This window comes from Leeuwenhoekiella sp. ZYFB001 (assembly GCF_011784865.1).
Lineage (GTDB): Bacteria > Bacteroidota > Bacteroidia > Flavobacteriales > Flavobacteriaceae > Leeuwenhoekiella > Leeuwenhoekiella palythoae.
This window is the reverse complement of sequence record NZ_CP050460.1, coordinates 1,165,955-1,179,757: the sequence shown is the minus strand read 5'-3', so window position 1 is coordinate 1,179,757 and position 13,803 is coordinate 1,165,955. Positions and strand designations below refer to the sequence as shown.

The following is a 13,803-nucleotide window of genomic DNA, read 5'->3' as shown; positions in this document are numbered from 1 at the left end:
TAAAAAGTCAATGTTATCATTTAATTTTGACCATAACCAATACAAAAATAAGGCATCTTGACGGCACACAGGGGTCTTTATAAAAACATTATGGTGTCAAATTAAAAAGAACAATAACTAATTATTATGGAGCATAAAAATTATGATTTTGGACTGGTAGGTCTGGGCGTAATGGGACGTAACTTTATTTTAAACGTCGCAGATAACGATTTTAAGGCCTTTGGTTACGATTTAGATCAGGAAAAAGTAGATGCCCTAAAAAAAGAAGGTGGAGACCTAAACAAGGTTGACGCTTCTACCGAAATCGAAACTTTTGTAGAGGCGCTTGCCGCTCCCCGCAAAATCATGTTGCTTGTACCTGCCGGTAAAATTGTTGATCAAGTCATTGAGACACTTTTACCTCATCTAGACCAGGGTGATATTATCATAGATGGTGGAAACTCATTCTTCACAGATACAGACCGTCGTGAAGCTTATTTGAAAGAAAAAGGAATTAACTTCTTTGGAGCCGGAGTTAGCGGTGGTGCCGAAGGTGCTCGTAAAGGACCAAGTATTATGCCCGGCGGAAACGCAGAAGCATATACCCATATCAAACCTATATTTGAAGCGGTTTCGGCTAAATTTAATGGTGAACCTTGTGTGGCGCATTTAGGACCTAAATCTGCCGGTAACTATGTAAAAATGGTGCATAATGGTATCGAGTATGGGCTTATGCAGTTGACTTCTGAGATTTATGATCTTTTGAAAAAATCTGTTGGTCTTGATAATGATGAATTGCATCAAGTCTATGACCTATGGAATAAAGGACGCTTGCAATCTTTTTTAGTTGAAATTACCGCGGAAATTTTCAAGCAAGAAGATGATCTAGGTGATGGAAGATTAGTAGATATGATCCTCGACAAAGCCAAGCAAAAAGGTACCGGTAAATGGACCTCACAAAATGCAATGGACTTAGGAATTCCTGTTCCTACCATTGATGTCGCAGTGAGTATGCGTGAGATCTCTGCATTAAAAGAAGAGCGCATCGTTGCTGATAAATTATACAGCCGTCCAGAACCAAAACCTATTGATAAAGACAAAATCATCGCCATGGCCGAAGAGTCGTTGTATTTCTCATTTATCATCGCTTACGCTCAAGGTTTACATCAGTTGGCAGACGCTTCTAAAGAATACGAGTACGATCTTGATATGTCTGTTATCGCTAAGATTTGGAGAGCAGGATGTATCATTCGCGCCGGATTGTTAGAAGATATTTCTCAAGCATATACTGCAGATAAAGAATTGCCTAACCTATTATTAGCGCCATCTTTTGTAGAAAAAGTACAAGGCACTCTAGAATCAGTTCGTGAGACGGTAGCTTATGCAGCGCAAAGCGGAATTCCGGTTCCCGGTTTATCAAGTGCTTTAAATTATTTTGAAGCCTATACTTCAAGCCGACTTCCATTGAATGTGATTCAGGCGCAACGCGATAACTTTGGTTCACATACCTATGAGCGTATCGACCGTTCAGGTATTTTCCATACAGAATGGGGAAAATAATCAAAGACCTATGAACCCTTTGGCGATGCCAATAAATTTGAAAAGAGCCTTTAACGAGGCTCTTTTTTTATTCCTATTTTTAAAGCATCACAACACCCTATTTATGAAAAGAACTTTACTTCCTCTACTTATTTTAATAACTCTTCTAAATTCCTGCGGAAATCCTCCTCCACAATTTGATATTGCCATTCATAATGTGAACATTATCAACCTGCAAAATGGAAAAGTTGCACAAGATCAATCAGTTTTTATTGCCGGTGATACGATTCACTCTATTGTAAACAGTCGGGATTTGATGACCAGTGCAGCCAAGCAGCAAATTGACGGAAGCGGTAAATACCTGATGACTGGTCTTTGGGATAATCACGTGCATTTTAGAGGTGGTGCTGATTTAATTGAAGAAAATAAAGATTTACTGAAACTTTTTATCGCAAACGGAATCACCACCGTACGTGATGCCGGCGGCGATCTAACTACCGCGGTTCAAAAGTGGCAAAAGGAAATTGCAGCCAATACGCTTGTGGGACCAACCATTTACACCAGCGGACCAAAAATTGATGGCCCCGGCGCAACTTGGGCAGGTTCGCTTGAAGTAGAAAATGATCAAGACATCGAGCAGGCGCTAGATAGTTTACAAGCGTTGAACGTTGATTTTGTTAAGATCTATGACAGTAATATTTCTGGAGAAAATTATTTAAAAGTGATTTCAGAAGCTGAAAAACGCAGTATGATCACAAGTGGTCATATGCCCTACTCGGTGACGGTTGATGAAACTACAAGTGCAGGAATCGATGCAATTGAACATTTGTATTATGTTTTAAAAGGTTGTTCTTCTGATGAACTTGCCATCACCGAAGCGGTAAAGAATGAGGAAGCCGGCTTTTGGACCTCCCTAGATCGTGTGATGCAAACCTATTCAGATTCGGTTGCGACGCAGACATTCAATAAACTTAAAGAACGCAATGTTTTTGTGGTTCCTACCCTTCATATTGGTCACACGCTTAGCTATCTAGACGAAATAGATCATATGCAAGATGACTATTTAAAATACATAGGCAACGGAATTCAAAAAACCTATGCAGGTCGCATCAACAGTGCAAAAAATGCTTCACCGGAGTTTGTGGTTATGCGTAAAAATCTAGATTCGGCATTTGTAAAACTTGCAGGTACTTTAGCTGATAACGGCGTAGGTTTACTTGCCGGATCAGACAGTGGTGCATTCAACTCCTACACGTATCCCGGGGTTTCATTGCATAAAGAATTACAAGCTTTGGTTAAAGCCGGATTATCTCCACTTGAAGCTTTGCAAACCTCATCGCAAAACGGAGCCGTTTTTCTCAAAAAGCAACTGCCACAAATCCATGCAGGTGCGCAGGCTGATTTGCTATTGCTTAATGCGAATCCGTTGAAAAATATTGAAAATACCCAAGATATCTTTATGGTAGTTAAGAATGGAAAAACCTTTGACAGTAACCAATTATCAGAGCTGCTAAATTCAACCGTCAAAAATTGATAATTCTTTAAAATTTAGATCAAAAATTTCTAAGCACTAAATTTTAATTGTAGTAAAAGGATTTATCGTTGCCTTTTATTAAAAAACTAAACCATATCCGTATTTTTAAGAATTACGAATAATTAATCTTCTATGAATCTAAAAACTACTCTTAGCGCACTTGCGCTTCTCGTGTGTTTCGCTTCCGCCCTGCGCGCACAACAAGTAAAAGCCCCTGTTGATACTACAATTACTTCAACTCACAGTGTGACCATAAAAGGTCAGAATATCCCCTATAAGGCAGAGCTTGGTTTTCAACCGGTTTGGGACAATTCCGGGAATCCTGTGGCTACTCTAAATTATACCTATTACACCAGAACTGATGTAAAAGACAATCAAACGCGCCCGTTGCTGATCAGTTTTAATGGTGGTCCGGGTTCTGCTTCGGTTTGGATGCATATTGCATATACCGGTCCGCGTATTTTAAAAATCACCGACGAAGGTTATCCGGTTCAACCGTATGGAATTAAAGACAATCCAAATTCGGTTTTAGATGTGGCGGATATCGTTTATGTAAATCCGGTAAATACCGGATACAGCAGAATGGTTCCTAACGCAGCAGGTGAAATGCCTAAGCGTGATCAGTTCTTCGGAGTAAATGCAGATATCTCCTATCTCGCAGATTGGGTAAATACTTTTGTAACCCGTCACAACCGCTGGCGTTCTCCTAAATTTATAATTGGCGAAAGCTACGGTACTACACGTGTTTCAGGTTTAGCAAAAGCCTTACAACAAGGAAATTGGATGTATTTAAACGGAGTGATTTTAGTTTCTCCTACCGAAATAGGTTTTGACTTTGCCGGTCCAGTAGAGATCGCAAACCGTCTACCGTATTTTGCCGCGGCAGCTTGGTATCATAACGCCTTGCCTCCTGCCCTTCAAAATAAGGATTTAACAGAAATGCTTCCGGAAGTTGAAAAATATGCAGTTGAAGAATTACTTCCTGTTCTGGCAAAAGGAGGTTATGCTTCCGAAGCCGAAAAACAACAAGCAATAGAGAAAACTGCTTACTACTCCGGACTTTCAGAAAGAACAGTGAGCCAAAATAATCTGGCGGTTCCTTTTAATTATTTCTGGAAAGACTTGCTACGTGATAAAGAAGGTTATACCATAGGTCGTCTAGATTCGCGTTACAAAGGTTTAGACATCGCAGATGCCGGCGAGCGCCCGGATTACAACAGTGAATTGACGTCTTGGTTGCACAGTTTTACCCCGGCAATTAACTACTATATGTCTGAAGAATTAGGCTTTAAAACGGATCTCACCTATGATATGTTTGGTAATGTGCATCCTTGGGACCGCTCTAATAATCACACCGGTGCAGATCTTAGAGACGCGATGGGAATGAACGCTAATTTACACTTGATGGTTCAGTCTGGCTATTATGACGGGGCGTGTACGTATTTTAATGCAAAATATATTATGAGCCAGATCAACATCAACGGGAAATTTTCAGACCGAATGGATTTCAAAGGATACCGCAGCGGCCATATGATGTACCTGCGTGCTGAAGATTTAAAAACCGCCAATCAAGACCTTCATGATTTCATTGAGAAAGCCAGTGAAGGTATTGATCAGGGAGCAATGTATAAGTAAGCGCAGGTCCACTAACGCTTAGCGATAATTTAAGAATCAATTAATAAGACCCATAAACACGGCTCGTGTTTATGGGTTATTTTTGTAAATATGGATTTAACACAAGTAAAACTCGTCGTTTCTGATATGGACGGCACCCTTCTTAATGACGAAGGAAAAGTAAGCCCTAAATTTTTTGATCTATTTAAACAGCTGCAAAAGCACGATGTGCAATTCATCGCGGCCAGCGGTCGTCAATATTACAGCATCATTCACAAGCTTGACGCAATTAAAGATGAGATCATCGTAGTTGCAGAAAATGGTGGAATCACGATCAAAAAAACTGAAGTTTTAGATACCTGTACCGTAGATACCGAAACCGTGCATAATCTTATCAAGCAAATGCGTGAGATCGAAGATGCGCACATTGTTTTATGCGGAAAAGAACAAGCCTACGTTGAATCTGATCACGAACCGTTTATTGAAATTTTTCAAGAATATTATACCAAATTCAAGCGCGTTCCTGACCTCACCGAAATTAACGACGACCATTTCTTTAAAATTGCTGTGTACAGCTTTGGCGGTTCTGAAGAAACTACCTATCCTATTGCAAAAGCTTTAGAAAAAGAAGTTAAAGTAAAAGTTAGCGGTGAATACTGGTTAGACATCAGTCACTTGGATACTGATAAAGGCCGCGCGCTAAAAATTCTTCAAGATCAATTAAAAGTGTCTAAAGCCGAAACTATGGTTTTTGGAGATTATAATAACGACCTTGAAATGATAGAGCAAGCTGATTACAGTTTTGCAATGCAAAATGCACATCCTAATGTTACTAAAGCAGCAAATTATACTACCAAAAGTAACAATGAAGGCGGTGTAGAGCATATTCTAGAACAACTCATCGCAGCTAAAGAAGCCCTACTCACCAAATAGCGTAAGCACAACTTTGCGGGCTCCGCCGTGATTGCGGTGCTCGCAAAGATATATTCCTTGCCAAGTACCCAAATTTAACCTTCCGTTAGTGACCGGAATAGTTACCGAAGCCCCCATCAACGACGCTTTTATATGCGCGGGCATATCATCTGGGCCTTCATAGGTATGAATATAATACGGTGCATTCTCAGGAACCATTTTGTTCATATGACTTTCAAAATCTTGACGTACCGTAGGGTCAGCATTTTCATTGATCGTTAAACTTGCCGAAGTATGTTTAATAAAAACCTGCAGTTGACCAACTTTAATGTTTTGCAAATCATCAAGATTGCGTTCTATTTCTTGCGTAATGAGATGAAATCCACGGCTTCTGGGTTGTAACCGTATTTCCTTTTGATAAAATCGCATAGCTATTCTTTTGTTGAGCCTACAAATTTATAAAACGCTACGCGTTCCTTAGCTTCTAAAGGCCTAAGAAGAAGCTTTCTCATTACGATTTTGACTCGTATCTTCGTATTCCATCTAAATTATTAATAATGGCAGCTATTCAAAAAATCACACAATTACACGCGCAATGGGATACACAAGATCCTTTTTTGTTTTGTGCTTTTCACAACGATAAATACCCTAAAGGAAACGGTCAACTTGGTCCGGCTACTTCATTAGCAGGCCGCAATCTGGGACAAGATTTTGTTCAGAAAGACGGTTGGGCAATGTATCACGGTTCAAAAGTACCTGGATTTCCGGGGCATCCTCACGTGGGTTTTGAAACGGTTACCATTGCTGAAGAAGGTTTTGTTGACCATTCAGATTCTTTAGGTGCTGCCGGCAGATTTGGTCAAGGTGATGTGCAATGGATGACCGCCGGGAAAGGCGTTCAGCATAGCGAAATGTTTCCTCTTATAAATACCGAAGAAGAAAATCCGCTGTTACTTTTTCAAATTTGGCTCAACCTGCCTGCTGCAAGTAAAAATGTTGAACCCTACTTTGGAATGATGTGGAATGAAAAAATTCCGGTAGTATCGACACAAGATAATGGTGGTAAGCATATTCAAATTAAACTTATTGCCGGTAATTATAAAGACGCTAAAGCTTTAGCACCGGCACCTGATTCTTGGGCGGCAAACCCGGAAAATGGAATCAATATCTGGCTGATCAGTCTTGAGCCTGAAGCAACATTCACACTTCCTAAAGGTGCTGCCGGAGCCAATCGCTCACTTTACTTTTATGAAGGCGAAATGCTTTATGCTGAAGAATTTGAAATTCCGCCGATGCATCAAATTAAAGCAGATCCTACTGAAGAACTTGTAGTAAAAAATGGAAACCAAAAAGCCCAACTACTTCTTCTAGAGGGCAAACCCATTAACGAACCAGTTGTAAAACACGGACCCTTTGTAGGGAATACCCGAAAAGATATTGAGACTGCTTTTATGAATTATCAGCAGACGCAATTTGGTGGATGGCCTTGGGATTCTCACGAGCATACCCACGCTGCTGATCGGGGTAGATTTGCACTTTTTCCCGACGGAAATTTGCAGAAACCATAATTTAAAGGGAGTTGTGTTACGATAATTTTAATAAATTTTTTACATTTAATCGTAATTATTTGCAATTAATCGATTATACTTGTATCAAATTTTACTAACCCAACTCCTATGCATAAAACAATTACGTTTTTAGGGAAAGTAGCATGTCTATTTTTCCTTTTATTTAATGCGGGAATTTCATCTAAAAGTTATGGCCAATGTGCCGGCGAAGATGCTTCTCTTACTTCCTGCGACAAAGAAACTAACCAGTTTATCGATCTCTATGCAGCACTGGGCGGAACTCCCGTTCCCGGGGGCACTTGGACTGACGAGGACAATAGTGGTGGTTTAAACACGGTAACCGGGCAACTCAACACCTGGCTTATTAATCGTGGTGGTACCTTTACTTATACTTACACGGTTGAAGGAGAAGCAGGATGCACCGATACCGATGCAATCGTCACAGTGACCCTTGCTGGTTATGCCGGTAGAGACAACAACAATGCTGTTGCTTGTGAAGATGAAACCAATGTAAACCTCTTTCAATTTATAGGTAGTGGTCCCAACCCTACACTATTTGGAACTTGGGTAATTACCAGCGGTCCCGCAGGAGCGCTAAATGGTCCTACTTTTAATGCCCAGATTGCAGGCCCGGGAAGTTACACCTTTACATACACGGTGGATGCGCAAGGCAGCTGCCCTGCAACTATGAGTACGGTCAATCTTGATGTGGTCGAAGCACCTGAAGCAGGTACGGTAGATCCTGCTAAAACTACTATTTTCTGTGAGACCGATGATCTAAGCAGCTTGACCAATTTTAATCTTAGAGATGCCATTGTTGGTGAAGATACTAATGGAGTATGGAGCGAAGGGTTTCTAACTAATGAAATTACCGCATTCAACGATAGCTTTATCAATATTGAAAATATACGGGATACTTACGGTCCCGGCTCGTATCCCTTTACCTATACCGTTCAGCCTACCAATCCATTATGTACGTTGAGCCAAGTTACTGTTACTATCATTATTGAAGAAGTAATTGATTTTTCAAATGCGACATTTGAGTTGACAGTTCCTGCAGAAGAAGAGGATGTTATTTGTGAAGACACGCTTCCTATAGAAGCCATTGCGACTATAACCGGTGAACTGGACGATATTCCTAATGGGGATTACGCACTTACCTATGAAGTTAGTCCGGCGCCAAATACCGGTACCGAAACACTTACCATTACCATGACCGATGGGATAGGTAGTTTCCCTATAAATCCTGACTTTTTCACTGGTGCCGGAGTTGCTGAAGTTCGTGTATTGCAAATCATAGATCCAACCACGCAAAACGTATGCGACGCACAATTAGGTGACCTAAGTGACACGCTAACCATCGTAGCGCTGCCTGATGTAACAGACACCGAATTAAGTGTAGCCCAACCCTTGTGTTTTGAAGAAAATGGAGTGCTTACTTTTTCTGATGCTGCCAATACCCCGGAAATTGAGTTAGTCGATGGAGATTATACCATTACCTACACACTTTCAAACACTACTTCTTCACAAGAATATACAGAGCTTATTACCGTAGCAGCAGGAACGGCAACTTTAAATTTACTTGCTGAAAACTTACCTACGCCAGACGACTATACGTTTAGCCTTAGTAGCATCACCAACGCCAATGGGTGTGCTACTGCTGTAGAACTGAGCACAACTTTTACCGTAGCTCCCAAACCTGATGCACAGACGCTAGGTGTAACTATTGCGGATACTTGTGAAGATGAAATTGTTTCAGTAACCTTAACCGATTCTTCTGAAACGCCCAATTTAGCTGATGGTTCTTACGAGATCATTTACGACATTTCTGGTGCTATCAGTGTGACTGATCAAACTGCAACCGTTGTCATAGTAGATGGAACAGGCTCTTTTGATCTTTCGCAAACTTTACTGGTTAATGGTTCTTCAACACTCACGTTGACTTCGCTATTGAACTCAATCAGTAGCTGTGAAGCAGAGAATTTTACAATGCCGACTGCAACTTTCAATATTGTGGCGACTCCAGATGCTACTAACCTCGTGGGCACGGTAACAGACTCTTGTGAAGATCGTAGTGCTACGGTTAATTTAACCACAGACGCTTCGTTTATTCAAGATGGAGAATATGTAATTACCTACACCTTAGGCGGTGCTAATACCTTAGCTGAAACAACGACCAATGTTACATTTACAGCAGGTGTTGCCGAATTTGAACTTACTGCTGAAACGCTAGCAGAAGCCGGAACCACCAGTCTCACGATCGAAGAACTTACCACCGCTTCTCAAAGTTGTGATGCAACAGGCTTACCCATTACTATTGATTTTGAAGTGTTGCCTGTTCCTACTTTAGAAAATACCACAATTAGTGTGGATTCTGTTTGTTTAGGCGAAGATGCTTTAATTTCTTTTACTAATTCTGATCTTGCCGATGGTAGCTACATCATTACTTACCAAGTTGGTGAAGGTACTCTGGCGCCAAGCGAAAATGTAACTTTCGCTGGAGGCGAAGCATCAATTACTATTGATAGCGAACTTCTGATAACTCCAGGGTCAGTAACAGTTTCAATAATCAGCATAGCGAATCCCGCATCACTTTGCTTCAATGATACCGCTACTACTGTGTCATTTGACGTAAACCCTATACCTGATTTGACGGACGGTGACCTTAGCGCTTCCGATATTTGCTTAGCCGAAGATGGCTTGGTCACGATTACTTCATCAGATTTAGCTGATGGGGAGTACACTATTGATTACGAGCTTGCAGGAGCAAACACTGCTTTAGCTCAAAGCGCAACAGCTTTAGTCAGTAATGGCGTTGGTAGTTTTACCATTCCTGCTACTACCTTAGCAGCCACAGGAACGACCAGTATCACTGCGACTTTAATCAGCAGTGCTTCAGGATGTACTTCATTACCTCTTGCGGTTACTACCAGTTTTGAAGTAAATCCGTTGCCCAATGCAACCGGAGTAACTGTAACTGCAACAGATGTTTGTTTTGGCGAGCAGGTTATTGTAACGCTGTCAGGAGCTTCTGCTTTACAAAACAACACCTACTTGATCTCCTATCAGATCACCGGAGCTACAACTTCTGATATAATTTCTGAGAACGTAGATATCACTAATGGTGCAGCAAGTTTTGTTCTTGACGCTAACATATTTACCGGCGGCGGAATAACCACATTCAGCTTGCTTGATATTCAAAATGAAACTTCGGGTTGTAGTGCTACCAATCTTGGGGCCGCTTTTACTGACTTTTCTGTAGAAGATCCGGCGATGCCTAGCCTGGCAACTAATGGCGGAGTATTTTGTATCAATGACAACCCTACCGTAGCAGATCTTGAAGCTAATGTGAGTTCGTCTTTCAACATCATTACTTACGATGCTGCAAGCGGTGGTTCGGTGGTTAGCCCTACCACACCACTTATGGAAAACACCACGTATTATATCGCTGCTCAAAATACCGCAACCGGTTGTGAAGGTTCACAACGACTAGCAGTTACTGCTGACCTAAGCGGTTGTGATTCCGTCTTTATTCCTGATGGATTCTCTCCAAACGGTGACGGAATCAATGACGTTTTTGAAATGCAGAATATCAATATTGTTTACCCCAACTACACGATAGAAATATTTAACCGAAATGGCGCAGTTGTCTTTAAAGGCGACGCTTCAACAGGATTCTGGAACGGTCAGGCAAACCGAAGCAGACTGGGCGGAAACACCTTGCCTAACGGTGTGTATTTCTACATAATAAATTATAATGATGGCCAGACTAGCCCAAAACAAGGTAAAGTTTACCTTAACCGATAAAAGGATAATCCCGATGAAAAATTCAACTTCAAAACTTACGTTTTTTGCAGCCTTTGTCCTTTTTTGTGGAAGCATTTTTGGGCAACAAGACCCGGAATACACGCAGTATATGTATAATATGAGTGTGATAAACCCGGCGTATTCTACCGTGAATCAAGCTAAATTAGGCGGCCTCTACCGTGCACAATGGGTGGGCATAGACGGTGCTCCTACTACCGCTACATTTTTTGGGCATTTACCAATGTCTGAAAGAGTAGAAATCGGTGTCAATCTGGTACATGATGAGATTGGCGATGTGGTGCAGGAAACCAATTTAAATGCTGATTTTGCTTACAAACTTCCTGTTCAAGAAAATGCAACCTTAGCTCTAGGTTTAAAAGCCGGTGCTTCCTTTTTTAGCACAGATTTTAGCAGATTGCAATTAGGAAGCGGTGGCCCTGCAACAGACCCCTCATTTGCGCAGAATATTAATCAAACCTACCCTACCATTGGTATTGGAGCTTATTATTTTTCTGAAAACTACTACATAGGGCTTTCTGCTCCTAATCTCGTGGCCTCTCGGCATATTGAGGACGAAGATGGAGTGCAGCGTTTAGGAAGCGAGAATACACATTATTTTTTAACCGGTGGATATGTTTTTGAACCTTCGGCAGATTTTCAGATCAAGCCTTCTTTTATGGCGCGTTGGGTAAATGGTGCTCCCGTGAGCCTTGACCTAAATGCTAACGTAAGATTTTATCAGCGTTTTGAAGCAGGTATAGGTTATCGCCTGGATGATGCCGTAACCGGAATGGTAAATTTTGAAGTTACTCCGGGTGTTCGCGTAGGCTACGCATACGACTACACCACATCTAATCTGGGTGAATATAATAACGGAAGCCACGAGGTCATGGTTTTATTTGACTTCGACTTGCTTGGCAAGCTTCCATCGTATCGCAAATCACCTCGTTTCTTCTAACCTACAACTTCGACTATGAAAAATTATACGCTACTCATTATTCTGCTAGCAGTTTGTCAAGTAGGATTCACACAGAACAAATCAATAGAAAAAGCAAACAAACTTTTTGCGAGTCAGGCTTATGCCGAAGCTATTGCCTTATATAATGCAGAAGATCACCTAGACAGCGACGCTGCTCTCAATCTGGCAGATGCACTGTATTACAATGCTAATGCTGAAGAAGCGGTTAAAGCTTATGCAAAGGCTTGGGAACTTAATCCCGGCCGGTCTATGGATGCACATTTTAGATATGCAGATGCATTAAAACGCAGCAACGCGTATGGCAAGGCTAATGAAATTCTGACTACTTACAGCGGCACTTCAATTGATATTTTAAAGGCAATGGAAAAAAACGATATGGAAGTATCGCAATTTTTTATGCCCGAAGTGATGGATGCTGCATCAGCTTATGCAGATTTTGCGCCGTCATATTACGACCGTCAACTCGTTTTTGCTTCTGACCGCAATACTGCACGCCCCACCTACCCTTGGACGGGAAAACCTTTTTTAGATCTGTATTACGCGCAACCTGTTGCTGACACACTTTCTGAATACCAAACATTTTCGCGTTCAATAAATACTGACACACACGAAAGCAACGCCGTATTTTTTGCAAACGGTACAAAAATGTATTTCACCCGAACCAGTAATAAATTCAAGAAAATAGATGGTGCCAAAGTCGCGCCGCTTCAACTTTACAGTGCTGAATTGGTAAATGGCAAATGGGGAAATATTGAGCTACTTTCTATAAGTTCTGACAGCTATTCTGTAGCACACCCCGCACTGAGTGCAGATGAACAAACGCTCTATTTCTCTAGCGATATGCCGGGAGGTTATGGTAGTTTTGATATTTATAAAGTGAGTATCAACGGGGACAATAATTTTGGCACTCCTGTTAATTTGGGCGAAAATGTCAACTCAGATAAACTAGAGCAGTTTCCGTATGTTTCTGAAAATGGAAATCTTTACTTTGCTTCTAATCGCGTTGAAGGTCTTGGCGGACTAGACCTTTACAGCAGTGATGCTTCGGGTGACGCTTTCGCGGAAGCGTATAACCTAGGAAGCTCAATCAATTCTAATGCAGATGATTTTTCTTTGATCATTAAAGAACGTCAGGCAAGCGGTTATATGTCTTCAAACAGAACCGGAAAAGACAAGATTTATCAGTTTACTACATTCCCTAATTTAGATTATCAAATCATTGGTAATGTAGATGATAAGAAAACTTTAGAACCCATTGAAGGTGCCGAAGTCACGCTCTATCGCCCAGAAACCGGTAGTACGCAAGAAATGACCACTTTAGCAGACGGGAGCTTTAAGTTTGAAGTGCATCCTAATAGTACGTACAAAGTAAAAGCGTCAAAAGCTTTATATGCACCGGTAGAAAAAGAGATTAAAATAGAATACGCGCAGAATACTAAAACGCTTATCAAATTACAGATGTCTGCATACGCTGATTCTGAAGAGATCGTGACTGTAAATGACCGCAACCAGTTGACACAGGTGAATCTTGAAAAAATCTATTTTGATTTTGACAAAGCTAACATCCGTCCTGACGCAGCGGTGACTTTGGATAAATTAGTAGAACTTATGAAGAAATATCCTGAAATGGATATTGAAGTGGCTTCACACACAGATCAGCGCGGTTCTGATAGTTACAATCTTGCGCTTTCTCAACGCAGAGCACAGTCTACCGTTGATTACGTAGTGTCTAAAGGAATAGACCGTAACAGGCTAAAAGCTAAAGGTTATGGAGAGACTGATCCTATTCACGCCTGCCCTTCCGGAGATTGTACCGAAGCGCAATTTGATGAAAATCGTAGAAGTGAATTTACACTCTTGAAATAATACTA

9 protein-coding genes are annotated in these 13,803 nt (G+C 41.1%); 8 read left to right on the top strand and 1 reads right to left on the bottom strand.

What is annotated here, in order from left to right:
• Positions 1-126: 126 nt before the first annotated feature.
• From gndA to HCN54_RS05180, 4 genes are all read left to right on the top strand, one after another.
• Positions 127-1,539, top strand: coding sequence for an NADP-dependent phosphogluconate dehydrogenase (gene gndA / locus HCN54_RS05195; RefSeq protein WP_167596830.1), 1,413 nt, complete (start codon positions 127-129; stop codon positions 1,537-1,539).
• Between the two features lie 103 nt (positions 1,540-1,642).
• Positions 1,643-3,052: an amidohydrolase family protein gene (locus HCN54_RS05190; RefSeq protein WP_167596829.1), complete on the top strand. Its 1,410-nt coding sequence runs from the start codon at positions 1,643-1,645 to the stop codon at positions 3,050-3,052.
• 132 nt (positions 3,053-3,184) lie between these two features.
• Entirely contained in the window at positions 3,185-4,687 is a 1,503-nt protein-coding gene (locus HCN54_RS05185; protein WP_167596828.1) for a S10 family peptidase, read from the top strand.
• A 90-nt stretch (positions 4,688-4,777) separates the two neighbouring features.
• A complete protein-coding gene (locus HCN54_RS05180) occupies positions 4,778-5,599 on the top strand; it encodes a Cof-type HAD-IIB family hydrolase (RefSeq protein WP_072982497.1) in 822 nt (273 codons plus the stop codon).
• Here the strand turns inward: HCN54_RS05180 and HCN54_RS05175 are convergent.
• On the bottom strand, positions 5,585-6,007 hold the full coding sequence (locus HCN54_RS05175) for a secondary thiamine-phosphate synthase enzyme YjbQ (RefSeq protein ID WP_167596827.1): 423 nt from the start codon (positions 6,005-6,007) through the stop codon (positions 5,585-5,587). The genes HCN54_RS05180 and HCN54_RS05175 overlap by 15 nt on opposite strands.
• Positions 6,008-6,135: 128 nt before the next feature.
• Between HCN54_RS05175 and HCN54_RS05170 the strand changes: the two genes are divergently transcribed.
• From HCN54_RS05170 to HCN54_RS05155, 4 genes are all read left to right on the top strand, one after another.
• Positions 6,136-7,146 (top strand): pirin family protein, encoded by a 1,011-nt coding sequence (locus HCN54_RS05170; protein WP_167596826.1) that lies wholly within the window; start codon positions 6,136-6,138, stop codon positions 7,144-7,146.
• Between the two features lie 108 nt (positions 7,147-7,254).
• Entirely contained in the window at positions 7,255-10,953 is a 3,699-nt protein-coding gene (locus HCN54_RS05165) for a gliding motility-associated C-terminal domain-containing protein (protein WP_167596825.1), read from the top strand.
• Between the two features lie 13 nt (positions 10,954-10,966).
• Entirely contained in the window at positions 10,967-11,911 is a 945-nt protein-coding gene (locus HCN54_RS05160) for a type IX secretion system membrane protein PorP/SprF (RefSeq protein WP_167596824.1), read from the top strand.
• Between the two features lie 15 nt (positions 11,912-11,926).
• Positions 11,927-13,798 (top strand): OmpA family protein, encoded by a 1,872-nt coding sequence (locus HCN54_RS05155; RefSeq protein ID WP_167596823.1) that lies wholly within the window; start codon positions 11,927-11,929, stop codon positions 13,796-13,798.
• The last annotated feature ends 5 nt before the right edge of the window (positions 13,799-13,803 follow it).